General features: G+C 72.7%; 26 protein-coding genes. 21 read left to right on the top strand and 5 right to left on the bottom strand.

Going from position 1 to position 21,475, the window contains the following annotated elements; translation table 11 throughout:
• The first annotated feature begins 4 nt into the window (after window positions 1–4).
• The 11 genes from ACIBCT_RS31755 (at window position 5) to ACIBCT_RS31705 (ending at window position 10,087) form a co-directional block, all read left to right on the top strand.
• Window positions 5–622 carry a siderophore-interacting protein gene (locus ACIBCT_RS31755; protein ID WP_399194864.1) on the top strand — a complete coding sequence of 206 codons (618 nt, stop codon included), beginning with the start codon at window positions 5–7 and terminating at the stop codon, window positions 620–622.
• 270 nt (window positions 623–892) lie between these two features.
• On the top strand, window positions 893–1,231 hold the full coding sequence (locus ACIBCT_RS31750) for a hypothetical protein (RefSeq protein WP_399194862.1): 339 nt from the start codon (window positions 893–895) through the stop codon (window positions 1,229–1,231).
• A 119-nt stretch (window positions 1,232–1,350) separates the two neighbouring features.
• Window positions 1,351–2,739: an alpha/beta hydrolase family protein gene (locus ACIBCT_RS31745; RefSeq protein ID WP_399194860.1), complete on the top strand. Its 1,389-nt coding sequence runs from the start codon at window positions 1,351–1,353 to the stop codon at window positions 2,737–2,739.
• A 95-nt stretch (window positions 2,740–2,834) separates the two neighbouring features.
• On the top strand, window positions 2,835–4,013 hold the full coding sequence (locus ACIBCT_RS31740) for a sensor histidine kinase (protein WP_399194858.1): 1,179 nt from the start codon (window positions 2,835–2,837) through the stop codon (window positions 4,011–4,013).
• Between the two features lie 205 nt (window positions 4,014–4,218).
• Window positions 4,219–4,887: a response regulator gene (locus tag ACIBCT_RS31735; RefSeq protein WP_399194856.1), complete on the top strand. Its 669-nt coding sequence runs from the start codon at window positions 4,219–4,221 to the stop codon at window positions 4,885–4,887.
• 87 nt (window positions 4,888–4,974) lie between these two features.
• Window positions 4,975–5,052: a putative leader peptide gene (locus ACIBCT_RS31730; RefSeq protein WP_399194938.1), complete on the top strand. Its 78-nt coding sequence runs from the start codon at window positions 4,975–4,977 to the stop codon at window positions 5,050–5,052.
• A 251-nt stretch (window positions 5,053–5,303) separates the two neighbouring features.
• Complete coding sequence (locus tag ACIBCT_RS31725; protein WP_399194854.1) at window positions 5,304–6,062, top strand: ABC transporter permease; 759 nt, start codon at window positions 5,304–5,306, stop codon at window positions 6,060–6,062.
• Between the two features lie 196 nt (window positions 6,063–6,258).
• Window positions 6,259–7,317 (top strand): ABC transporter substrate-binding protein, encoded by a 1,059-nt coding sequence (locus tag ACIBCT_RS31720; protein ID WP_399194852.1) that lies wholly within the window; start codon window positions 6,259–6,261, stop codon window positions 7,315–7,317.
• Window positions 7,301–8,260 carry an ABC transporter ATP-binding protein gene (locus ACIBCT_RS31715; protein WP_399194850.1) on the top strand — a complete coding sequence of 320 codons (960 nt, stop codon included), beginning with the start codon at window positions 7,301–7,303 and terminating at the stop codon, window positions 8,258–8,260. The genes ACIBCT_RS31720 and ACIBCT_RS31715 overlap by 17 nt, the downstream gene beginning before the upstream one ends.
• 28 nt (window positions 8,261–8,288) lie before the next feature.
• Complete coding sequence (locus tag ACIBCT_RS31710) at window positions 8,289–9,209, top strand: TauD/TfdA dioxygenase family protein (RefSeq protein ID WP_399194848.1); 921 nt, start codon at window positions 8,289–8,291, stop codon at window positions 9,207–9,209.
• Between the two features lie 59 nt (window positions 9,210–9,268).
• Entirely contained in the window at window positions 9,269–10,087 is an 819-nt protein-coding gene (locus ACIBCT_RS31705) for an AraC family transcriptional regulator (RefSeq protein WP_399194846.1), read from the top strand.
• A 21-nt stretch (window positions 10,088–10,108) separates the two neighbouring features.
• On the opposite strand, the gene ACIBCT_RS31700 is transcribed toward ACIBCT_RS31705, so the two are convergent.
• Window positions 10,109–10,996, bottom strand: coding sequence for an NAD(P)-dependent oxidoreductase (locus tag ACIBCT_RS31700; protein ID WP_399194844.1), 888 nt, complete (start codon window positions 10,994–10,996; stop codon window positions 10,109–10,111).
• Window positions 10,997–11,149: 153 nt separating this feature from the next.
• On the opposite strand from ACIBCT_RS31700, the gene ACIBCT_RS31695 reads away from it, so the two are divergent.
• Window positions 11,150–11,716, top strand: coding sequence for an NADAR family protein (locus ACIBCT_RS31695; RefSeq protein ID WP_399194843.1), 567 nt, complete (start codon window positions 11,150–11,152; stop codon window positions 11,714–11,716).
• Between the two features lie 19 nt (window positions 11,717–11,735).
• Here ACIBCT_RS31695 and ACIBCT_RS31690 read toward each other — a convergent pair whose 3' ends face one another.
• On the bottom strand, window positions 11,736–12,296 hold the full coding sequence (locus ACIBCT_RS31690) for a TetR/AcrR family transcriptional regulator (protein ID WP_399194841.1): 561 nt from the start codon (window positions 12,294–12,296) through the stop codon (window positions 11,736–11,738).
• An 87-nt stretch (window positions 12,297–12,383) separates the two neighbouring features.
• On the opposite strand from ACIBCT_RS31690, the gene ACIBCT_RS31685 reads away from it, so the two are divergent.
• Entirely contained in the window at window positions 12,384–13,028 is a 645-nt protein-coding gene (locus ACIBCT_RS31685; RefSeq protein WP_399194840.1) for an FMN-dependent NADH-azoreductase, read from the top strand.
• A complete protein-coding gene (locus ACIBCT_RS31680) occupies window positions 13,025–13,336 on the top strand; it encodes a DMT family transporter (RefSeq protein ID WP_399194838.1) in 312 nt (103 codons plus the stop codon). Before ACIBCT_RS31685 ends, ACIBCT_RS31680 begins: the two co-directional genes overlap by 4 nt.
• Before the next feature lie 209 nt (window positions 13,337–13,545).
• Here ACIBCT_RS31680 and ACIBCT_RS31675 read toward each other — a convergent pair whose 3' ends face one another.
• Complete coding sequence (locus ACIBCT_RS31675) at window positions 13,546–14,091, bottom strand: GNAT family N-acetyltransferase (RefSeq protein WP_399194836.1); 546 nt, start codon at window positions 14,089–14,091, stop codon at window positions 13,546–13,548.
• 255 nt (window positions 14,092–14,346) lie between these two features.
• Between ACIBCT_RS31675 and ACIBCT_RS31670 the strand changes: the two genes are divergently transcribed.
• Both ACIBCT_RS31670 and ACIBCT_RS31665 read left to right on the top strand, forming a co-directional pair.
• Window positions 14,347–15,375 carry a DNA-processing protein DprA gene (locus ACIBCT_RS31670; protein ID WP_399194834.1) on the top strand — a complete coding sequence of 343 codons (1,029 nt, stop codon included), beginning with the start codon at window positions 14,347–14,349 and terminating at the stop codon, window positions 15,373–15,375.
• A 440-nt stretch (window positions 15,376–15,815) separates the two neighbouring features.
• Window positions 15,816–16,166 (top strand): hypothetical protein, encoded by a 351-nt coding sequence (locus ACIBCT_RS31665; RefSeq protein WP_399194832.1) that lies wholly within the window; start codon window positions 15,816–15,818, stop codon window positions 16,164–16,166.
• Between the two features lie 54 nt (window positions 16,167–16,220).
• Here ACIBCT_RS31665 and ACIBCT_RS31660 read toward each other — a convergent pair whose 3' ends face one another.
• A complete protein-coding gene (locus ACIBCT_RS31660) occupies window positions 16,221–17,150 on the bottom strand; it encodes a LysR family transcriptional regulator (protein ID WP_399194830.1) in 930 nt (309 codons plus the stop codon).
• 105 nt (window positions 17,151–17,255) lie between these two features.
• On the opposite strand from ACIBCT_RS31660, the gene ACIBCT_RS31655 reads away from it, so the two are divergent.
• The 3 genes from ACIBCT_RS31655 (at window position 17,256) to ACIBCT_RS31645 (ending at window position 19,136) form a co-directional block, all read left to right on the top strand.
• A complete protein-coding gene (locus ACIBCT_RS31655; RefSeq protein ID WP_399194828.1) occupies window positions 17,256–17,561 on the top strand; it encodes a hypothetical protein in 306 nt (101 codons plus the stop codon).
• 15 nt (window positions 17,562–17,576) lie between these two features.
• The gene (locus ACIBCT_RS31650) at window positions 17,577–17,927 is read left to right on the top strand and encodes a DoxX family protein (protein WP_399194826.1); all 351 of its coding nucleotides are present in this window, start codon (window positions 17,577–17,579) and stop codon (window positions 17,925–17,927) included.
• A gap of 303 nt (window positions 17,928–18,230) precedes the next feature.
• On the top strand, window positions 18,231–19,136 hold the full coding sequence (locus ACIBCT_RS31645) for an aminoglycoside phosphotransferase family protein (protein ID WP_399194823.1): 906 nt from the start codon (window positions 18,231–18,233) through the stop codon (window positions 19,134–19,136).
• Window positions 19,137–19,205: 69 nt separating this feature from the next.
• Here ACIBCT_RS31645 and ACIBCT_RS31640 read toward each other — a convergent pair whose 3' ends face one another.
• A complete protein-coding gene (locus ACIBCT_RS31640) occupies window positions 19,206–20,057 on the bottom strand; it encodes an NAD(P)H-binding protein (protein ID WP_399194821.1) in 852 nt (283 codons plus the stop codon).
• 131 nt (window positions 20,058–20,188) lie between these two features.
• Here ACIBCT_RS31640 and ACIBCT_RS31635 point away from each other — a divergent pair, with 131 nt between their 5' ends.
• Both ACIBCT_RS31635 and ACIBCT_RS31630 read left to right on the top strand, forming a co-directional pair.
• The gene (locus tag ACIBCT_RS31635; RefSeq protein WP_399194819.1) at window positions 20,189–21,217 is read left to right on the top strand and encodes an AraC family transcriptional regulator; all 1,029 of its coding nucleotides are present in this window, start codon (window positions 20,189–20,191) and stop codon (window positions 21,215–21,217) included.
• Window positions 21,214–21,357 carry a hypothetical protein gene (locus ACIBCT_RS31630; protein WP_399194817.1) on the top strand — a complete coding sequence of 48 codons (144 nt, stop codon included), beginning with the start codon at window positions 21,214–21,216 and terminating at the stop codon, window positions 21,355–21,357. Before ACIBCT_RS31635 ends, ACIBCT_RS31630 begins: the two co-directional genes overlap by 4 nt.
• Window positions 21,358–21,475: the final 118 nt, after the last annotated feature.

Genomic DNA, 21,475 nt, shown 5'->3' with positions numbered 1-21,475 from the left:
CTACGTGCTGGGGCAGCACGTCAGGATCGAGATCAACGACCCGCTCTCGCTGTACGGGATCCTCCGTCCCGTCGAGACGCTCCGGACCTACACGATCTGGGAGCACTCGCCCGAGTCGCGGGAGTTCGAGCTCCGTGCCCACCTCTACGACGGTGAGGGGATCGGCCTGACCTGGGCGCGCAACGTGACGGTCGGCGACCCGGTGAGGTTCTGGGGGGCGATGGGGAACTTCGCGACGCGGCCCGCGCCGTACCACCTGTTCGTCGGCGAGGAGACCGCGACGGCGGCGTTCGGCCCGATGATCCGCGCCCTCGGGCCGCAGGCGGCGGTGTTCGCGGTGCTGGAGAGCGACACCGAGGAGGACGAGGTCCCGGTGCCCGGCGGACCCCACAGGCTGCACCGCGTCCACCGGAACGGCGCCTCGGCCGTGGCCTCCGAGGCGCTGCTCGCCGGGGTGGCGGAGCTCGACCTCCCCGGCGACGCCGGGACGGCGTACGTCGCGGGGGAGGCCCGGACCTGCCGGCTCGTCCGCGACCACCTGGTCCGCGAGCACGACTGGCCCCGCACGTCGATCAGGGTCAAGCCGTTCTGGACGCCGGACAAGCGGGGCCTGCACCACTGAGGTGATCCCGGCGGGACGGTTCGGAGACCGGATCACAGGGTGGAGGTGAGCCCTTCTCCGATCCTCTTCAGTTCGGCCTCATGCGGCCACGAAAGCGCCGAAGTCATGTTCCAGTTCCAGGTCACTCACGGCTGTCCGTCCACTTTCACGCCTCCTAACACACTTCGGCCCTCGCGACGGTTGCCCGCTCGTGCGGAGAACTCTGCGGGCAACCCTTCGGAGGGCTCAGGTGTGTGGATGAGTGTGACTTCGAATCGATGGAGCAGTCCGATGACGTTCGCGACCACGCCGACCCGGCGGTCGATCATTCTCGGTGTCGCCCTGGCCGTGGGCGCCACCGTCCTGGGCGCGCCGTCCGCCACCGCGGGCGCTCCCCCGGAGGGGGCCTACTGGCACACCAGGACGCTGACGACGTCCACCCACTCCTGGCGGTTCGGTACGGACTCGAACCCCTATTCGCTGGTCGAGCGGTATGTCTCCGAACGGTGGAGCACTCCCGACGGCAGGGCCTGGTACGGCTGCCGTGCCGGCTCTGCCCTGACGCGCGATCTCTCGAAGGCGGCGACCGGCTCTCCGCCGCTCGCGTCGCCGTGTCATCCCGGCGGATGATGATCCTTTCCGGCCCACCCGCCGCGTCACTCCGGGTTCGTCCCCGAGGACGAAGGACGGGCCGGACATCGCTGGAAGGCTCCTGGGAGGACACCGGAACGGCCACCAGGAGATCACCGATGACAGCTTCCGCACGAACCGCCCGAGCCCGCCGTACCGGATGGGCGATCGCCGGGCTGGGGGTCGCCGCCGCGCTGACGGTGCAGGCCGCGCCCCCGGCGGCGGCCGGACCCGTGCCGTACGGGAAGGGCCCGGCCGCCGAGGAGAGCCCGCGGGGATCATCTGCGTCCGCCCTCACCGGCACGCCGGGATCACCTGCGGTCCCCACCGGTACGCCGGGATCACCCGCGTCAGTCCTGGCCGGCGCGTCCGGTACGTCCGCGAAGGCCCTCAGGGTGTCGCTGCCGGCGCCCACCGGGCGGCACCCGATCGGCACGGTCTCCCTGCACCTGGTGGACCGGTCGCGCCCAGACTCCCTGGTGCCCTCCCAGCCCTACCGGGAGCTCATGGTGAGCCTCTGGTATCCGGCCCGCCGGTCGGGGAACCTCCCCCTGGCGCCGCAGATGCCGCCGCTGGCCGCGGCCGACTTCGACCGGGACACGGCCGCCGACCTGGGCATAAGGCCCGGCGAGGTGGACTGGGCGGCGACCAGGACGCACGCCCGCGCCGGTGCCCCGGTGGACCGCGGCGCGGGCGGCCTGCCGGTCGTACTGTTCTCACCGGGGTACGAGGCCCCGCGCACGCTCAGCACCGTCCTGGTCGAGGAGCTGGCCGGCCGCGGCTACCTCGTCGTCACGGTCGACCACACCCACCAGCTGGACCAGGTGGAGTTCCCCGGCGGCCGGGTCGAGAGGTCCAAGCTCCCGCCGGTGCGGACCGAGCAGGAGCAGGCGAGGCTGTTCGACATCCTGATGCCGACCCGGGTCGCGGACATGCGGTTCGTCCTGGACCGGCTGGCGCACCTGGACCGGGGGCGGAACCCCGACGCGGCGCGCACGAGGCTGCCGTCCGGGCTGCGCGGCGCCCCGGACCTGTCCCGTGTCGGCGTCTTCGGCCACTCCATGGGCGGGGCCACGGCCGCCCAGCTCGTGCACGACGACCGGCGCGTCGACGCGGGGGTCAACCTCGACGGCGTCCTGCTGGGGCCGGTCGCAAAAAGCGGCGTGTCCAGGCCGTTCCTGCAGGTGGCGGGGGAGACCACCACCCGGCGGACCGAGCCCACCTGGAAGTCCTTCTGGGAGAACTCCACCGGCTGGAAGCGCGAGGTGCGGTTCACCGGGGCGCGGCACTTCTCGTTCTTCGACCTCCAGGCGATGTTCCCGCAGATCGCCGGGGAGCTGAAGGACGTGCCCGTCGCCGAGACCATCGGGACGATCGACCCCGCGCGCTCGGTCGCGGCCCAGCGCGCCCACCTGGCCGCCTTCTTCGACCTGCACCTGCGGGGACGGCACACCCGCCTCTTCGACCGTCCTTCCACGGCCTACCCCGAGGTGAAGCCGATCCCGTAGTCCGATGCCCGTCCCGGGAGTGCAACCGGGGGTGTAGCCGGATCTCCGTCCGGAGGGGGAACCTGACAAAACGGATGATACGTATCGTTGGGCCCGTGTTCAGCAGACCGCGCGCCTGGGTGGCGCGCCACGGCGTCCTCGGGGACGCCCTCGTCGTCGCGCCGCTGGTCCCGTTCTGCCTGATCCAGGTGATCCACCCGGGCGGGCCGGAGATGCGCACGGGCGGGACGTGGGGCGGCCTCGTCCTGGTCGCGGCCCTGCTGATCCCGCTGTTCTGGCGGCGCCGGTACCCGCTCACGGTCTTCGCGGTCGTCGCGTCGGTGAGCTTCGTCCAGTGGGCGACGGGCCTGGGCATGATCGCCGGGAACGTCGCGGTGCTGGTCGCCATGTACGGGGTGGCCTCCCGGTGCCGGACGCGCTGGGCGATCGCGGCCGGGGCGGTCGCCGAGCTCGGCATCCTGCTCGTGGTGTTCCGGCCGGACGACACGGTGTCCGTACTGGTCAAGGAGTACGCCGCGTTCTCGGTGTTCGTCGTGGCGGTCTGGATCGCCGGGATCAACGCCGGCACCCGCCGCCGGTACGTGGAGAGCCTGGTGGGACGGGCGGAGCAGGCGGAGAGGGAGCGGGACCAGCGGGCCCTCATCGCGGCCGCGGCCGAGCGGGTGCGCATCGCCCGCGAGCTCCACGACGTGGTCGCGCACAACATGAGCGTGATCGTCATCCACGCGGACGGCGCCGGGTACGCCCTCGACAGCGACCCCGAACTGGCCCGCCAGGCCCTGCGGACCATCTCGACGACGGGCCGCAGGGGGCTCGCAGAGATGCGCCGGCTGGTGGGCGTGCTGCGCGACGACACGGGGACCGCGGAACCGCACGCCCCCCAGCCGGGCCTGGCGCGGCTCGGCGAGCTCGTCGACCAGGCGCGGGCCTCCGGCCTGCCGACCGAGCTCGCCGTCCGCGGGACCCCCCGGGGCCTGCCCGAGGGGGAGCAGCTGGTGATCTACCGGATCGTCCAGGAGGCGCTGACGAACACCCTCAGGCACGCCGGGCCGGGTACCCGGGCCGTCGTCGAGCTCGGGTTCGGCCGCGACGAGGTCGAGCTGGAGATCGCCGACGACGGCCGGGGGCCGGCCGGGCGCGGGAGCACCGGTGGCCACGGGCTGGTCGGCATGCGCGAGAGGGCGGCGGTGTACGGCGGGACGGTCAGGGCGGCTCCCCGTTCCGGCGGCGGCTTCCAGGTGCTCGCCCGCATCCCCGTGGGCCGGGACGAATGAGTCCCCACGGCGCAGGGCGGGGTACCGTCCACCGGGACACACCGGAACCGGACGCCACGGAACGGGCGCCGTTCGGACGGGTGTCGCTGGAACGGGACCCGTCGCGACGGGATCTGCCGGGGAGGGGACCGAGGGGACCGAGGGGACGCGGGCCGGAAGGACGGGCGCCGGGAGCGCGGACATCGCCGGAGCGGGGTGGGACACCATGATCCGAGTCGTGCTGGTCGACGACCAGGAACTCGTACGGGCGGGATTCCGGCTGGTCCTGCGCTCCCAGCCGGACATCGAGCTGGTCGGCGAGGCCGCGGACGGCGCGGCGGCGATCGAGGTGCTGCGCGCGATCGAGGCCGACGTGGTGCTCATGGACGCGCGGATGCCGCGGATGGGCGGCGTCGAGGCGACCGGCCTCATCCGCGACGGCGCCACCGACGGGACGCCGAAGGTGCTCATCCTCACCACGTTCGACCTGGACGAGTACGCCTTCGCCGCTATCAAGGCGGGGGCGTCGGGCTTCCTGCTCAAGGACGTGCCCCCGGCCGACCTGTTCGGCGCCGTCAGGTCGGTGCACGCGGGGGACGCCGTGGTCGCGCCGAGCACGACCCGGCGCCTGCTGGAGCGCTTCGCCGTCCACCTGCCGGACGACATCCCGAGGAGGGACGCGCACGGGCTCACCGCGCGGGAGCGGGAGGTGCTCCTGCACGTGGCGCGCGGCCTGTCGAACACCGAGATCGCCGAACGGCTCCGGCTGGCCGAGGCGACGGTGAAGACGCACCTCAACCGGATCCTCGCCAAGCTGGACCTGCGCGGCCGTGCCCAGGCCGTGGTCTACGCCTACGAGAGCGGCCTCGTCACCCCGGACCGTCCCGGGGACTGACGTCCCATCCCTCTCGGTACCGGCCCGATCGGACCCGAGAACGAAGCCGCGATTGCCTAATCCACTATTTATTGGTAGGAAATAGGCATGTTCACGACCGTGCGCCTGGTCCGGCGCCTCCACCTCGATCTGTGCCGGGTGGCCGGCTCGACCTGTCGCTCCTGACCGCCGCCTTCCGTCCGCGGCCACCCGCCTTCCTTTTTCGTGTCATGCCGCGCCCGGCTCCCGGTGGCGCGGACCGATGACCTCCCGGAGTGACAGCCGTGACCCCTTCCGCACCCACCTCCCTCTCCCCGGACCCCGTCTCGCCGGGCCCCGACGCCGGTTCCGTCCGCCCTCCGGGCCCGCGTGCCCCGGAAGGGACGCGCCCCGGCCGGGAACCGGCCCGGTACGCCCGGACGGCCCGGCGGTTCGGCGTGCGCGCGCTGTCGCTGCTCGTCCTGCTCGGGCTCTGGCAGCTCGCCGCGATCGCGGCGGACAACCCGTCGTTCGTGCCCGCTCCGGGCGCGGTGTGGGACCAGCTGGTGCTGCTGTCCAGCACCCATGACGGGATCCGCGGCTACAGCGGCCACCTTCTCGTCGAGCACCTGGGCATCAGCCTGCGTCGCATCCTCATCGGCTCGGCGCTCGGGGTGGCGGGCGGCCTGGTGCTGGGCGTCGTGCTGGGTGTCGTGCCGTGGATCCGCTTCGTGGCCGAACCGGTGGTGACCTTCGTCCGTGCCCTTCCCCCGCTCGCGTACTTCAGCCTGCTGATCATCTGGTTCGGCATCGACGAGACCCCCAAGCTGTGGCTGCTCGCCATCGCGGCGCTTCCCCCGGTCGCGGTGGCCACGGCGGCCGCGGTGCACGGCGCCCCCGCCGGCCTGGTGGAGGCGGCCCGCGCGCTGGGCGCGTCCCGGTGGAGCACGATCAAGGACGTGGTGCTGCCCAGCGCCCTGCCGGAGATCTTCACCGGTGTACGGCTGGCCGTGGGCGTCGCCTACTCCTCGGTGGTCGCCGCCGAGACCGTGAACGGCGTGCCGGGCATCGGCGGCATGGTCCGCGACGCCCAGCGCTACCTGCAGACCGACGTCGTGGTCCTCGGGCTGTTCGCCATCGGCATCTCCGGATTGCTCCTCGACGGCCTGCTGCGCGTCGCCGAGAACCGGCTCATCCCGTGGAGGGGCCGCGTCTGAGCCTCCCGCCCGCCGTCCCCGCTCCCGCCGATCCCCGCACCACCCGGTGCCCGCCACGCACCATCCCGTGCCGATCCCCGCACCACCCGGCACCGATCCACGTACCACCCCATGCCGATCCCCGCATCACTCGATGCCGATCCCCGCACCACCCGGCACCGATCCACGTACCACCCAGCCCAGAAAGAAGCCGATCATGTCACGGCCGCGTCCGACACACCTGCTCTCGCTCCTCCTGGCCGTCGCCACGGCCCTCGCCCTGACCGGATGCGGTAACGGCACGGCCTCCGCCGGAGGCGGTGGCGGCGACAAGGCGGCCAAGACCATCCGCATCGCCTACCAGGCGTTCCCCAGCGGCGACCTCATCGTGAAGAACAAGGGATGGCTGGAGAAGGCGCTCCCCGACTACGCCATCACCTGGACGAAGTTCGACTCCGGCGCCAGCATCAACACCGCCTTCGTCGCCGGGAGCGTCGACATCGCGGCCATCGGGTCGAGCCCGGTCGCGCGCGGGCTGTCCGCGCCGCTGAACATCCCCTACCAGGTGGCGTTCGTGCTGGACGTGGCCGGTGACAACGAGGCGCTGGTCGTCAGGAACGACGCCGGGATCTCGGACGTGTCCGGCCTGAAGGGCAAGAAGGTGGCCACCTCCTTCGCCTCCACCGCCCACTACAGCCTGCTCGCCGCCCTGGACCGGGCCGGAGTGGCCGAGTCCGAGGTGAAGATCGTGGACCTGGAGCCTCAGGACATCCTGGCGTCGTGGACGCGGGGCGACATCGACGCGGCCTACACCTGGCTGCCCACCCTGGAGGAGCTCAAGAAGAACGGCAAGGTGCTCGTCGCCAGCCGGGAGCTGGCGACCGCGGGCAAGCCCACCCTGGACCTCGGCGTGGTGTCCACCGCGTTCGTCGGCGCGCACCCCGGGGCGGTCGACGCCTGGCGCAAGGCCGAGGCCCAGGCGCTCGACCTGATCGCCAAGGATCCCGACGCCGCGGCGCAGGCGGTGGGCGCGGAGCTGAACCTGAGCAAGGAGGACGCCAAGTCCCAGCTCAGCCAGGGGGTCTTCCTGAAGCCGGCCGACCTGGCCTCGCCCGAGTGGCTCGGCACGCCGGACAAGGTCGGCGGCCTGGCGAAGAACCTGGTCAGCGCGGCCCAGTTCCTCAAGGACCAGCAGAAGATCGACTCCGTGCCCGACCTGGCGACGGTCGAACGCGCCATCTACAACAAGGGACTCCCCGGTGTTCTCGGCCTCTGACCTCCCGGCCTCGGGGAGCCCGGCGTCCTCGGGGGGTCTCCCGGCCTCCGGGAGTCTCCCGGTCTCGGGGAGGCTCGCGGGCGGCGCGCACCCCGCGGCCACCGAGGTCCTCACCGCCGCCGGAACCACCGGGACCGTCGGGACCACCACCGGGACCGGTGTCGCGACCGCCGCCGCCGATGCCGCCGTCCAGGTGAGCGACGTCGAACACGTCTACGGTACGGCCGGTGGCGCCGTGACCGCCCTGGGCCCGGTCTCGCTGACCGTCCCCAGGGGATCGTTCCTCGTGATCGTCGGCGCCTCCGGATGCGGCAAGAGCACGCTGCTGCGGCTCATCGCCGGCTTCGAGCGGCCCACCTCCGGTGTCGTCCGCAGCGGCGGCACCGAACCGGTCCCCGGCCGGGGCGCCGGGGTCGTGTTCCAGCAGCCCCGGCTCTTCCCCTGGAAGAGCGTGGGCGGCAACGTCGAGCTCGCCCTGCGGTACGCGGGCGTACCCCGCGCCGAGCGCGCCCGCAGGGTGCCGGAACTGCTGGAGCGGGTGGGCCTGCACGACGTGGCGGACCGCCGGATCTGGCAGATCTCCGGGGGCCAGCAGCAGCGCGTCGCCATCGCCAGGGCGCTGGCGGGCGACGACCCGCTGCTGCTGCTCGACGAGCCGTTCGCCGCCCTGGACGCGCTCACCCGCGAACGGCTCCAGGAGGACCTGCGCCGGGTGAGCGCGGAGACCGGCCGCACCTGCGTGTTCGTCACCCACAGCGTCGAGGAGGCGGTGTTCCTGGGCAGCCGCGTCGTGGTGCTCACCCGGCGTCCGGGCCGGATCGCGCTCGACCTCGACATCACCCTGCCGCGCACCGGGCCCGGCCCCGACGAGCTGCGCGCCCTTCCCGAGTACGCCGCGTTCCGCGCCACGGTCGGCCAGGCCGTACGCGCCGCCGCCGCGTGAGAACGCCCACCCGCGAGGAGAGAACCCGATGACCGTCCGGACCGTCGACGCACCGGCCGCCACCACCCCCGCCACCCCCGTCACGCTGACCCTGACCCCCCTCGGACCGCACTTCGGGGCCCGCGTCGAGGGACTTGGCCTGGCGACGGCCACCGACGAGGAACTGCTCGCGGTCCGCGCCGCCCTGGTCGACCGCAAGGTGCTGTTCTTCTCCGGCCAGGACCTCGACGAGGACACCCAGGTGGCGCTCGGCCGCCGCATCGGCGAGCTGACCGTCTCCCACCCCGTCATCGAGGGCGTGGACGAGGCGCACCCCGAGATCTACGCCCTGGACAGCGCGGACAACGGCTTCGCCGACGTCTGGCACACCGACGTCACGTTCATGCCCCGCCCGCCGCTCGGGTCGATCCTGCGGGCCGTCGTCCTGCCTCCCACCGGGGGCGACACGAGCTGGGCGGACTCCCAGCTCGCCTACGACTCCCTCTCCGCCCCGGTACGGGACCTGGTGGACCGGCTCACCGCGGTGCACGACGGCACCCGCGAGTTCGGCTACTACCTGGCGCAGCGGCGCGGCGGCCGGGGCAACGTCTGGGAGGACGAGGCCGTCACCCGGCTGGAGCCGGTGGAGCACCCCGTCGTGCGGGTCCACCCCGAGACCGGCCGCAAGGGGATCTTCGTCAACCCCGGGTTCACCTCGCACATCGTGGGGGTGTCGGAGGCCGAGAGCCGGGCGATCCTGGACCTGCTCTACGCCCACCTGACCAAGCCCGAGCACATCGTCCGCCACCGCTGGAGCGTCGGCGACGTCGCCATGTGGGACAACCGCTCCACCTCCCACTACGCCAACCGCGACTACGGCACCGCCCGCCGCGTGATGCACCGCATCACCCTGCGCGGCGACCGTCCCTTCGGCCCCGCTCACCCGTTCCAGGTCGCCGGGAGCGCCTGACCCGGCCTGCCGCGCGCGGGGTGGTGCCGACCGGCCCCGCGCGTAGTAGCGTCCGGGAGATGGAGCGGGTGAGCGGGCCCGGTTACCGGCTGCGGTTCGGCTCGGGCGCGGCCGGGATGGAGCGGCTGGAGGCGTCGCTGGTCGGCACGGCGTTCGCGCCGCACCGCCACGACACGTACGCGATCGGCATGACGCTCAGGGGCGTGCAGACCTTCCGCTACCGCGGTGAGCTGCGGCACTGCCTGCCCGGCGAGTGGCACGTGCTGCACCCGGACGAGGTCCACGACGGCGCGGCCGGCACCGACGAGGGGTTCGGCTACCGGATCGTCTACCTCGACCCGTCCCTGGTGCAGGAGGCGCTGGGCGGCAGGCCGCTGCCGTTCGTCGCCGACCCCGTGGTCAGGCCCGGCGGGATGCCCGCGTCACTGGCCGCCTGCCTGGCCGACATCGACCGTCCGCTGGAGGAGGCCGAACGCCTGGAGATCGCGCTGCTCGTCGCGGACGCGCTGGAGCGGCACTCCGGGACGAGGGCCGTCAGGCGGGAGCCGCTCGCGCTGGAGGCGCTCTCCCGGGTACGGGAGCTGATCGTCGCCGACCCGGCGGTCAGGCACTCGCTCGCCGAGTTCGAGGCCGTCTCGGGCCTGGACCGGTGGACGATCGCGCGCCAGTTCCGCGCCGCGTACGGCACCAGCCCGACCCGGTTCCGTACCATGCGGCAGCTCGACCGGGCGCGGCTGCTGATGGCGGGCGGGACGCCGCCGGGCGCCGCCGCGCAGGCCGCGGGCTTCGCCGACCAGAGCCACCTGACCAGGATGTTCAAGCGCGCCTACGGGCTGACACCCGCCCGCTGGACCACCGCGCTCACGGCCCGGCGTTGACGGTCGTGGTCGCGGCGATGGCTACGACCGGTCCCGCACGGCCCGCGTCCTGGCCTCGATGGCGTGGACGACGGCCGCCATGTCGTCGTCGGCGTGCCCCAGCGCGAGCGTCTCCCCGAACAGGGCGTGGCAGACGTCCAGCAGCGGCGAGGCCACATCGGCCTTCCGCGCCGCCTCGGCGATGAGCCGGTTGTTCTTCAGCACGTCGGCGATCGCCGCCTGGGGGGCGAAGTCCTGCCCGATCAGCTTGCCGAGCTTGATCCGGGAGATGTCGCTGGCCATCTGGCCGGAGTCCAGCACCTCCCGGAGCCGTTCGAGGTCGAGGCCGTGCCGGTCGGCGAAGTGGAAGGACTCGGCCAGGCCGGTCACCGTCGTGATCAGGAACACGTTGACCGCGAGCTTCATCAGCAGCCCGTTGGGCACCGGGCCGCAGTCCACGGCCTGGTGGCACATCGGCCCCAGCAGCGGGCGGACCTCCTCGACGGCCGCGGGCTCGCCCGCCAGCATCGCCACGAGCCGTCCGGCCTTCGCGGGCGCGCGCGACCCCGAGACGGGCGCCTCGACGTAGCGGCCACCCGCGGCCAGGACGTCGGCCTCCAGGCCCGCGGAGAAGACGGGCGTGGTGGTGCCCATGGGGACGATCGTGCGCCCGGCCACGGTCGCGGCGAACCCGGGCGTTCCGCGCCCGAGGACGGAGTCGATCGCGGCCTCGTCGGCCAGCATCAGGAAGGTCACGCGCGCCCGCTCGAACACCTCGGCCGCGCTCGCCGCCACCGTCGCCCCGGCCTCGCGCAGCGGCCCGGTCCGTTCCGCGGTGCGGTTCCACACGACGAGCGGTGTCCCCGCGCGTACCAGGTTGAGCGCCATGGGCCGCCCCATGAGCCCGAGACCGACGAAGCCGACGTCCATGTTGCCCTCCCGAGTGGGGCACCGTTCTAACCCGTGACGCCCTCGGCGGTCTTGAACGATTGTGCGGGCGGACACGGCCGGAGGCGGGGGACGACCGGGAACGCGGGGAAATCCGCTGGCCGCCGGCGGTGGTGGTCTGCCAGGGTGGCGCGCATGACGGAGGTGGCGGGCGTGCGTGACGTGGCGAGTCTGATCGCGGCCGTGGAGCGGGGTGAGCGCGTCAGGTACCTGATGTTCTGGGGGCACCGGCCGCCGCGCTCCGGCGGGGTCGGGACCGGGTGCCTGTCGCAGTGGTGGCCGGCGGACTTCACCGTGGACGGGGTGGTCTACCGCACCGCCGAGCACTTCATGATGGCGGGCAAGGCTCGGCTGTTCGGCGACGAGGAGACCGCGGCGGAGATCGTGGCGGCGGAGCACCCGAAGCGGGCCAAGGACCTGGGGCGGCGGGTGCGCGGCTTCGACGAGCGGGCCTGGGAGGAGGCCCGCTTCGACCTGGTGGTGCGAGGCAACCTCGCCAAGTTCGCCCAGCACCCGGAGCTGCGGGAGTTCCTGCTGGGGACGGGGGAGCGGGTGCTGGTCGAGGCGAGCCCGGTGGACAGGGTCTGGGGGATCGGCCTGGCCGCCGACGACGAGCGCGCCGGGCGGCCCGAGCAGTGGCTCGGGCCGAACCTGCTGGGGTTCGCGCTGATGGAGGTACGGAGGGCACTGCGGCAGGGGTGAGGACCGGTGGCCGTCCGGGTCACCCGGGCCCGCCGAGGACGCCGTTCGCCAGCCGGGTCAGGGCGGCCGCGATCTGCTCGGGGGTCAGCCCGCGGTCGGTGCGCTGGAAGCCGTACACCTCGGGGGCGAGCGGGGCGAGCAGGGGGTCCGTGAGCGCGTCCGGGTCCGGCACCCCCGCGGCGACGAGCAGGGACCGTACGTGCGCCCGCCAGAAGCCGTACGCCCCGGTCGCGAACCGGGAACGGCCGGTCTCGGCGCCGAGGACCAGGTGGGCGTGGTCCTCCAGCAACCGCACCACGGCGGTGTAGAAGGCCGACAGTCGGGCCGCGGGCGGCGCGCCAGGACCCAGGGGAGGGGCGCCGCGCAGCAGTTTCTCCTGCAGGACCCGCTCGTGCTCGTCGAGCAGGGCGAGGGCGATCGACGCCCGGTCCGGATAGCGCCGGTACAGGGTGCCGCGTCCCACCCCGGCGGCGCGCGCGATGTCCTCCATGGTGACGTTCGGCGCACCCTCGGCCGCGAACAGGCGTTCCGCCGCCTCGAGGATCCGGGCGCGGTTGCGAGCGGCGTCGGCTCTCTCCATGCCCCAGAGCATATCTGGACGCCTTGTCCGCTTATCGCGTACGATCCTCTAAGTGGACATCGTGTCCGCTTATTTGGAGGGACCCCCATGAGCCATCTGCTCCACCTGGACGCCAGCGCCCGCAGGAACTCGGTCTCCCGGGACCTCTCGCGCAGGTTCGCCGAGACCTGGCGCGCGGCGCATCCGGACGGGCACTACACCTACCGCGATCTGGCGGCCGACCCCGTACCGCACATCGGTGAGGCGTGGACCGAGCTGTGCGACCACGTGCTGACGCACGGGATCACCGACATCGGCCGCTACCGGGAGGCCGTGAGCACCCCCGCGCAGCGGGAGGCGTGGGCGGTCCTCGCCCCGCTGCTGGACGAGCTGGTGGCCGCCGACGTGGTGCTCATCGGCACGCCGATGTACAACTACTCGGTCCCCTCGGCGCTCAAGGCATGGCTCGACCAGGTGACGTTCCCCAGGATGTCGCTGGCCGGGCGGCGGTTCGTGGTGACCGGGGCCCGCGGCGGCGCCTACGGCCCCGGAACCCCGCGCGAGCCGGTCGACCACGAGGAGCGCTACCTGCGGGACTTCTTCAGGGGACACTTCGGCGTCGAGGACGTGGTGTTCGTCCACGCGGAGCTGACCAACGCCCTGATCGACCCGGGACTTTCCCACCTGCGGGACGGGCAGGCCGAGTCGCGGGCCGCGGCCGAGCTGCGGGTCCTGGAGGAGGCGAAGAGATGAGCTGGCCGATCCTGGTGCTCGCCGGGCTGGTCGAGATCGCCTGGTCGCAGAGCATCAAACCGACGGAGAACTTCACCAGGCCGCTGCCCACCCTGGTCTGCTTCGCCCTGGCGGCCGGTGCGGTCTGGCTGCTGTCCAGGGCGATGAACGACATCCCGGTCGGCACCGCCTACGCCGTCTTCACCGGCATCGGCGCGGTCGGCGCGGTCACCTTCGGCGTCGTGCTGCACGACGACCCGCTCAACGCCGGCCGGATCGCCGCCATCGCGCTGATCGTCGGCGGCATCGTGCTCGCCAGGCTCGCCTGACCCGCCCGGTCCCGACGGCCGGGGCGGATCACGCGTCGGCGCGCGAGCCGCCCGCCGCGGACACCGAGGCCGCCTCACCCCCGGCCGGGCTCGACACCCGAACCCGCCACGGCGGCCCTCCGCCCGCGCGGTCGTCGATCACGTGTCCGATCGCCGTCCGAGCGGGAACGCGGTGACGGTGTGCCGGGCGCCCGGCTCCGACGATCCGCTCAGCCGCCGTGGCCGGCGTCGAACTCACCGCGGGTGATCGCCATGACCCGCACCGACCGCCCCTGGCCGGGGACCACCGTCTCCCGCTCCTGGCGCATGCCCAGCTTCGTCATCACGCGGGCCGACGCGGAGTGGTCGACGCGGCAGATGCTGATGATCCGATCCAGGCCCACCTCGACGAACCCGAAGCGCAGCGCCTGCCGGGCCGCCTCGGTGGCGATGCCCCGCCCCCAGAAACGCCGGCCCAGCCGCCAGCCGATCTCCACCGCCGGTAGCACCTCGGGCAGGAAGGCGGGGATCGCCAGCCCTGCCCAACCGGCCAACTCCCCGGTCTCGCGCAGCTCCACGGCGAACAGCCCGAAGCCGCGGTCCTCCCAGCCCTGCTCCATGAACGCGAGCGTGGCCGCGGTCTGCTCCCTGGTACGGACCGAGCCGTCGCCGATGAAGCGCATGACCTCCGGATCCCCGTCCATCGCCGCCAACGGTTCCAGGTCCTCCGTACGCCAGCGACGCAGCACCAGCCGCTCGGTCACCACTTCGACCACGGTCGCCTTCCCCTCGGTCGGGCCACCTCGCGGCGTCCGGTCCCGTGGACACGGCGAGGGCACTCAGGGATCGTGCCGTGACGCACGACCCGATCCTCCTGACCGCACCGTACGGGAAACCGGTTCAACGACTTCGCCGATGCCGTGGCGGCCTTCCCTTGGACGCCTGAACCGGCCATGTCCACCGCGTGACCCGGCAGGTGGCCGCCTCGGCGTCGGGGCCGTCAAGTCCCCAACACGGTATAGGTCACCTCCGTGAAACCGCACATCCGCGCACCGGTCCCGGCACGATGGGAATCCACTCCTCAACGCATCACCTGCGTCTGTCCCCTGTCGGTCCCCGAACTCATGTTCATTCCTGAATCCGCATTCGAGATGGTGATCAGCATGTCATCGATCAAGGAAAAGGCTGCGGTACTCGCCTTGACCAAGGCCACCGCCGGGCAGTGGCATCACACCGCTCGCGTCATTCGGGCCGGATGCGGCGCCCTACGCCTGGTGGACGGTGACTTCATCGGCCTGGACGAAGACGATCGGGCCCATATCGCAGATGTCGTCCGTAACCTCCGGCCGGGGGACCTGGCCTGGGCCGAGCGGCTCATCGCGGACGCCCGAACTCGTGGTGCTCAACTGATCACTGTGCTGGAGAAAGAATATCCGGGCAACCTCGAATTGGCCTATGACCTCCAGCCTTTCCTGTGGATTCGTGGCCGATTGCTCGCGAACGACTACCGGGCGGTCGCCGTCATCGGCGAACATGACATCGACCAGGCCGTACAAGCGGCTCGCGCGCTGGCCGGGGCCGGTCTGACCATCGTCGCGGGTCTCAGGTCCGAGATCGATGTAGCGATCCACAAGGCCGCCCTTTCTGCTGGCGGGCGTACGCTCGCCGTCCTGGCCTCTGGCATCAATGAGCCGGCAACTGTCGATGAGTACGCCAGTATGGCCAAGGAGATAGCCGCCGACGGCGCGCTGGTCTCCCAGTTCTGGCCCGATACCGCTTTCACGCAGCGGACGGTGGAATTGACACGTATCGTGACCTGCGGCTTGGCGGCTGCCGTCCATGTGGTCGACGGCCGCGAAAACGGCTTCTCCTTCAGGTGCGTCGAAGGCGCCCTGAAAACGGGAAAACATGTATTCGTGCATCAGAGGCTTCACCAGGAACAACCATGGATCGCTCAAGCGGGTTTCCGGGGAGGCATCACTACCGTTCAAGATATTGACGCCCTATGTCGGCAGGCGGTCAATATCGTAGATATGACCTCCCAGCCGACCGTGTACTGAACATGGGTGACGACAAGGCGATAACCGATCGCGTCCTCCCGCTCTACAGGAACGTTCCGGCAGTACGTCCCGGGGTCTGCCGGATCTGCCGTACAGGACCGAACGACGATCGCTTCACAGGAGAGCCGTACGACATCTGCGCCAGTTGCGACCTCACTACAAGGAGTGTTCGTCGGCACGCCGAGCATGTAGTGCCCATCTCGCTCGCCGTAAAGAAAGGAGACGAAAGCCAGCTCTACAGGATCGTGACCTACAGATCCATCAATCCTTCTCAGGCCCGGAAAAGGTCGGAAAAGTTGATGGCCGCGACGCTGGCGCGTTTCTACCGGGCACATGCCGGCTGCCTGGCAGGAGTCGCAGGCGGTCCTTTCACACGGGTGACCACGATTCCCAGTACCCGGCCGAGCCGGTGCACCGAGACGTCCTCCACGATGTCGCGGGTGATCTCCATGGTTGGTGCGCTGAAGGGCCTGTACAAGCCGCTCCTGCTGCCCGACACCGAAAACGCACGCGCGCTCGCGGAGCGCTGTTCGCACCCGGATGCCTTTCGGGTGTCGGGCGAGCGGATCGACGGTGAGCGGGTGCTCGTGGTGGACGACCTGGTCGTGTCCGGTGCTCATGTGCAAAGTGCCGCTTCCGCCCTGTACGAGGCCGGTGCCCATGCAGTGGTCGCTCTCGTGATCGTTCGATTGATCACGTTCGACTCCTGGAGTCCCCACCGGGAGCGGATCTGGGAGGAGGCGTCAGCGGAGCCTTTCGACTTCGACCGCTGCTGTCTGTGCAGAGCGTGAAGGCCGCTCCCCTCGGCGGGCAATTACCGGACCAGACTCGTGTGACCCGCTCGTTCACGGTCGGAACGTGGCGGTGCCGGTCTCGTCGTGGCGGGAAGCCGCAGCGGCCAGGCAGCAGTGGACGAAGTCTCCGACGACGGGGTCGGTGTCGTCGGCGGGCGCCCAGGCCACGCCGACCCGGCTGGGGCCGACCCCGCTGAGGGGCCGGTAGACGACGCCGGGACGCGCGTAGAAGCGGGCGGCGGATTCGGGGGCCAGGGCGATGCCGTAACCGTTGGCGATCGCGTTGAGCCAGTCGTCGGGCCGGTCGGTGACGGCGCCGACGCGGACCGGACGGCCGTCACGCTCGTCGGCCGCCAGCCAGTGGTCCCGCCACCAGCCCGACTCGGCCGGTGCCGCCACGAACGGCTCGTCCCACAGCTCGGGGAAGGAGATCAGGTCGCGCGTGGCGAGCGGGTGCGCCGAGGGGAGCGCGATGCAGCGGGGCTCGGTGAACAGCACCTCCACCCGCAGGGTCTCCTGGCCGGGGAAGGGGAGCCGCAGCAGGGCGACGTCGACGTCCCCGGCGGCGAGCCCGGCGGTCGGGTTCGACCACGCGGCCTGCCGCATGTCGGCCCTCCACCCCGGCCGATGCCGGGCGAAGGCCGCGATGATGTGCCGGGTGGCCTCGTTGGCGGCACTGGCCAGGAAACCGACCCGCAGCACCCGGGCCACCCTGCTGGTCGTGCTCCTGGTCTCCCGCAGCGCCTGGTCCCAGCCGGCCAGCAGGGCGGGCACCCGTTCGGCCAGGGCCCGGCCCGGTTCGGTGAGGACCATGCCGGTCCGCGACCGGGTGAACAGCCGCACCCCGAGCCGGGTCTCCAGCTGCCGGATCTGCTTGGTCAGCGCCGGCTGCGACACGAACAGCCGCCCGGCGGCGTTGGTGAGGTTCCCCTCCTCCGCCACGGCGAGGAAGTACCGCAGCAACCGCGTGTCGACGTCCATGCCTCCAGGTTATGGATACGGATATTGGACGCGTTCCCGGCCCTCGTCGAGGCTTGACGCGGCGAGCGGCGGCTCGCCACCGTCCACGACCGGCGAGGAGACGCCATGCCCGTTCTGATGATCCGTTACCAGGTGGCCGACGAGGGTGCGCAGGAGGTCGCCGACGTCGTCCGGGCGGCCTTCGCCGAGGTGGAGGAGCGGCGGCCGGACGGCATCCGGTACACCTACCTGCGCCGCGCCGGCGGCACCGAGTTCGTCGCCCTGCTGGAGCTCGACGAGGGCGCCGAGAACCCGCTGCCCGGCATGGAGGCGGCGCGGCGACTGCAGGCGACGGTGGCCAGGTGGGTCGTGGGACCCGCCCCGGAGCCCCGGCCGTTCGAGGTCCTCGGGGCCTACCGGGCCCTCGGCTGAACCGGGGCCGCGCGAATGTTCACCGCCTACGTGGTCGTCACCGTCGTCACGATCGTGGTCAACGCCGGGATCGCCGTGGCCGACCTGGCGCGGGCCGGGTTCGTCCTGGCCAACGGGGCCGAGGTGGGGGTCCCGCCGTCGTGGCTCCCGGTGCTCGCCACGCTGAAGGCCGCCGGGGCCACGGGGCTCCTGCTCGGCCTGCTGGGCGTCCGGCCCGTCGGCGTCGCGGCCGCCGCCGGGCTCTGCCTGTTCTTCGTCGGCGCCGTCGCCGTCCACGTCCGCGCTCGCGTGTTCCACAACATCGCCTTCCCGGGGGTCTACCTCGCGCTGGCCGTCGCCTCCCTGGTCCTGGCGGTCGCGCGATGAACACCGGGATCGTCGCCCGCACGGATGGGACACGGCGCCGTCGTGCGGGGGCCGTCGTGGGCCGTCACCGGGACGGGTCCTCCGGTCTCCGGCCCTGACGGCCACCGCGATCACCGGGACGGGCTCACCGGTCTCCGGCCTGACGGTCAGCGCCGTCACCGGCCGGGGCCCGTCCGGTGCCTTCAAAAGCCGTGGCGGCGACGCGGCGCCGGTGGCTAGGCTCCGCCCCGGTGATGTGCCGTCAAGCCCGTGCCGACGTCGAGCCCGTGCCGACGTCGAGCACGGTCCAGGCCGAGGAGATCCGTGTCCGGTACGAAGATGCACGCCGACGAGCTCGACATCGACACCTCGCTCGTCGCCCGGCTGGTCGCGGCGCAGTTCCCGTGGTGGGCGGACCTGCCCGTGGTGAAGGTCCGCTCCGCCGGTACCGACAACGCCATGTACCGGCTGGGGGACACCATGGTCGTCCGCCTGCCGAGGCTTCCCGGTGCGGCCCGGCAGGTCGGCACGGAGCAGCGCTGGCTGCCGTACCTGGCCCCGCACCTCCCGCTGGCCGTGCCCGAGGTCCTCGGCAGGGGCGTTCCCGGCGAGGGCTACGAGCTGCCCTGGTCGGTGTGCCGCTGGCTCGACGGCGAGAACGCCTACGACGCGCCCATCGCGGACCTGGAACGGGCGGCGGCCGAACTGGGTCGTTTCGGGACGGCCCTGCGGCGTCTCGACGCCACCGGCGGGCCGCTCTCCTTCCGCGGAGGGCCGGTGAGCGCGCGCGACGACGACGTCCGGGCCGCCGTCCGCGGACTGGCCGCGGACGGTGCGGTGGACGCCGACGCCGCGACCGCGGCGTGGGAGGACGTCCTGCGGTCTCCGTCCTGGGACGGCGACCCCGTCTGGGTGCACAGCGACCTGCTTCCGGGAAACCTGCTGGTCCGCGACGGAGCGCTCAGCGCCGTCATCGACTTCGGCGGGCTGGGCGTCGGCGATCCCGCCTGCGACATGATGGCCGCCTGGACCCTGTTCTCGGCCGGGACGCGCGACGCGTTCCGCGAGGCGTCCGCCGTCGACGACGCGACGTGGGCGCGGGGGCGTGGCTGGGCCCTGTGCTTCGGGCTCACGGCCGAGAACTACTACCGCGCCAGGAACCACGTGCTCGCCGACGTGGGGCGGCGTGCGACGTCCGAGGTCCTCGCCGACCACCGGCGCGAGGGATGACGGACGCGTCATCTCTGTCGCCCTCCGTCGCCCCCTGTCGCCCTCGCCAGGTCAGGGGCGCGGGCCGGCTCACGGGGGAGTGAAGGCGTCCGCGTGGTCGGTCACCCAGGTGCGGAACGTGCGGGCCGGGGTGCCGGTGATCTCCTCCACCGTGGCCGTGGCGGCCCTCGGCTCGGTCACCAGCGCGGCCTGGGCCGCCAGGACGCCGTCCGCGACCGGGGGCGGCCAGCCCAGGTCGAGCATCCGCCGGCGCGCGTCCCGCGGTGAGACCTCCTCCCAGCGCACCGGGCGGCCGGTCACCTCCCCGATGACGCGTACCTGCTCGGCCTGGGTCAGGGTCTCGGGCCCGGTCGGCTCGTAGGTCGCGCCGTCGTGCCCGTCGCCGAGCAGGGCGTGCACCGCGACCGCCGCGAGGTCCCGCTCGTGCAGCGGGGGCATGGCGGCCGCGCCGTACGGCTCGCGCACGACCGCCTCGGCGCGGATCTGCCCGGCCCAGCGCAGGGCGTTGGCCGCGAAGGCGTGCGGCCGCAGGACCGTCCACTCCAGCCCGGACCGCTCGATCATCCGCTCGATGTGCCGCTCGTGCTCGCGTACGGCCGCCGAGGACAGGTAGACGACGCGGCGGGCATGTTCGGCGACGGCGTCCAGGAGCGGGGGCACCCCCTCGGCCGTGGCGAACGGCCACAGCAGGAACACGGCCTCGACCCCGTCCAGGGACGCCCGCAGGGCACCCAGGTCACCCGGGTCGCCGAGGTCGCCGAGGTCGCCGCGTACCACCTGCACGTCGTCCGGCAGGCCGGCCGTGCCGGGGTCACGGGCCAGGGCGCGGACCTCGGCGCCCGTCTCCAGGAGCCGCGCCACGACCTGCCGGCCGACCGTGCCGGTCGCTCCGAGCACCAGGGTCCTGCGTCGCCGCGTCATCGAAAGGCTCCCAACGGTCGAGTCGTTTCACCTGCGCCCAACCGTACGAGGGGACGAAGAGACGGCCAATGCGGATGAGTCTCGTTCTCATACGTGTCCGTCTTCGGGGAGCCCCTGTCTAGACTCCCGCCATGGACGTGCTCAGCGACGTGGTCGCCGCGACCCGGGCCGGGGAGCCCCGTTCGGCGTGCGTCCGCTGGTACGCGCCCTGGGGGCAGCGCTTCCCCGCCGTGCGCGGCTCGGCCGGTTTCCACGTGGTCCTGCAGGGATCGTGCCTGCTGATCCCCACCCCCGGCGACGCCTCCGACGCCTGCGACGGCGCTGACGGCACCCCCGTCGTGCTGAACGCGGGCGACGTGGTGTTCCTGCCGCACGGAGGCGGGTACGCGCTGGCGGACGGCCCCGGCACCCCGCTGAACGGGCCTGCCTGCGACCCGCTGAGCGACTCCCGGTCCGAGGACCGCTACGCCTCGGCGTCCGTGGGAAGGACCGGGCCGGACGGGTCGCAGGCGGTCACCGTGACCCTCTGCGGCGGGTACCGGCTCGACGCCCGCCGCGCCCACCCGCTCCTGGGCGACCTGCCGGAGATCGTCCACCTGCCCGCCCGCCTTGGGCACCGTCCCGAACTGCGCGCCGCCGTCGACCTCCTCGGCGGAGAGCTGGACGATCCGCGTCCCGGCGTGGGCACCGTCGTCCCCGCCCTGCTCGACATGCTGCTGCTCTACATCCTGCGGGCCTGGTTCGACGAGCAGGCCGCGCGCGGCACGGCCACCGGCTGGGCGGCGGCCCTGGGCGACCCGGCGATCGGTGCCGCGCTGCACGCCCTGCACCGCGACCCCGCCCGTCCCTGGACGGTCCAGACGCTCGGGGCGCGGGCCGGGCTGTCCAGGGCGGCCTTCTCCCGGCGCTTCACCTCGCTGATCGGCCGGCCGCCCCTGACCTACCTGACCTGGTGGCGCATGACCGTCGCGGCCCGGCTGCTGCGCGAGACCGACGCCGTGCTCGGCGAGGTGGCCGGCCGGGTCGGGTACGCCTCGGAGTTCGCCTTCGCCGCCGCCTTCAAACGGGAGTACGGCATCGCGCCCGGCGCCTACCGGCGGAGCCGGGCCGGGACCCGGAGCGGTGACCCACGGCCCACCGGCCGGGAGGCGCCGGTGTGACGCGCGCCCTGCTCGGCCGCGACCCGCGGGCCAAGACGTCGACGGCCTGCTGCTCGGCCGACGGGACGGCGACGTCGGCGGCCGAGATCGTGATCCCGTACCGGTCGATCGTGTGGGAGAGCACGGCGGGCGGGGTGTGACCGCACCGCCCGCCCCTGAGGGCGGTGCGGTCACACCCGCGCCGCGGTCGCCTTTTCGCCGGGGAACGCCGCGTCACACGAACGCGGGAGCGCCGCGCTGCCCGAGCCGGGGAATGCT

The sequence above is a fragment of the Streptosporangium sp. NPDC050855 genome, assembly GCF_044456585.1.
GTDB classification, from domain to species: domain Bacteria; phylum Actinomycetota; class Actinomycetes; order Streptosporangiales; family Streptosporangiaceae; genus Streptosporangium; species Streptosporangium longisporum.
This window is presented reverse-complemented; position numbering and strand designations above follow the sequence as displayed.

Excerpts from the sequence above, each read along its gene's own strand:
- ACIBCT_RS31635 (WP_399194819.1), top strand. The coding sequence starts at position 20,189 with ATGGACGTGCTCAGCGACGTGGTCGCCGCGACCCGGGCCGGGGAGCCC.
- ACIBCT_RS31700 (WP_399194844.1), bottom strand. The coding sequence starts at position 10,996 with ATGGACGTCGGCTTCGTCGGTCTCGGGCTCATGGGGCGGCCCATGGCG.
- ACIBCT_RS31655 (WP_399194828.1), top strand. The coding sequence starts at position 17,256 with ATGCCCGTTCTGATGATCCGTTACCAGGTGGCCGACGAGGGTGCGCAG.
- ACIBCT_RS31660 (WP_399194830.1), bottom strand. The coding sequence starts at position 17,150 with ATGGACGTCGACACGCGGTTGCTGCGGTACTTCCTCGCCGTGGCGGAG.
- ACIBCT_RS31680 (WP_399194838.1), top strand. The coding sequence starts at position 13,025 with ATGAGCTGGCCGATCCTGGTGCTCGCCGGGCTGGTCGAGATCGCCTGG.
- ACIBCT_RS31695 (WP_399194843.1), top strand. The coding sequence starts at position 11,150 with ATGACGGAGGTGGCGGGCGTGCGTGACGTGGCGAGTCTGATCGCGGCC.
- ACIBCT_RS31685 (WP_399194840.1), top strand. The coding sequence starts at position 12,384 with ATGAGCCATCTGCTCCACCTGGACGCCAGCGCCCGCAGGAACTCGGTC.
- ACIBCT_RS31650 (WP_399194826.1), top strand. The coding sequence starts at position 17,577 with ATGTTCACCGCCTACGTGGTCGTCACCGTCGTCACGATCGTGGTCAAC.
- ACIBCT_RS31690 (WP_399194841.1), bottom strand. The coding sequence starts at position 12,296 with ATGGAGAGAGCCGACGCCGCTCGCAACCGCGCCCGGATCCTCGAGGCG.
- ACIBCT_RS31720 (WP_399194852.1), top strand. The coding sequence starts at position 6,259 with ATGTCACGGCCGCGTCCGACACACCTGCTCTCGCTCCTCCTGGCCGTC.
- ACIBCT_RS31640 (WP_399194821.1), bottom strand. The coding sequence starts at position 20,057 with ATGACGCGGCGACGCAGGACCCTGGTGCTCGGAGCGACCGGCACGGTC.
- ACIBCT_RS31710 (WP_399194848.1), top strand. The coding sequence starts at position 8,289 with ATGACCGTCCGGACCGTCGACGCACCGGCCGCCACCACCCCCGCCACC.
- ACIBCT_RS31745 (WP_399194860.1), top strand. The coding sequence starts at position 1,351 with ATGACAGCTTCCGCACGAACCGCCCGAGCCCGCCGTACCGGATGGGCG.
- ACIBCT_RS31730 (WP_399194938.1), top strand. The coding sequence starts at position 4,975 with ATGTTCACGACCGTGCGCCTGGTCCGGCGCCTCCACCTCGATCTGTGC.
- ACIBCT_RS31750 (WP_399194862.1), top strand. The coding sequence starts at position 893 with ATGACGTTCGCGACCACGCCGACCCGGCGGTCGATCATTCTCGGTGTC.
- ACIBCT_RS31705 (WP_399194846.1), top strand. The coding sequence starts at position 9,269 with ATGGAGCGGGTGAGCGGGCCCGGTTACCGGCTGCGGTTCGGCTCGGGC.
- ACIBCT_RS31735 (WP_399194856.1), top strand. The coding sequence starts at position 4,219 with ATGATCCGAGTCGTGCTGGTCGACGACCAGGAACTCGTACGGGCGGGA.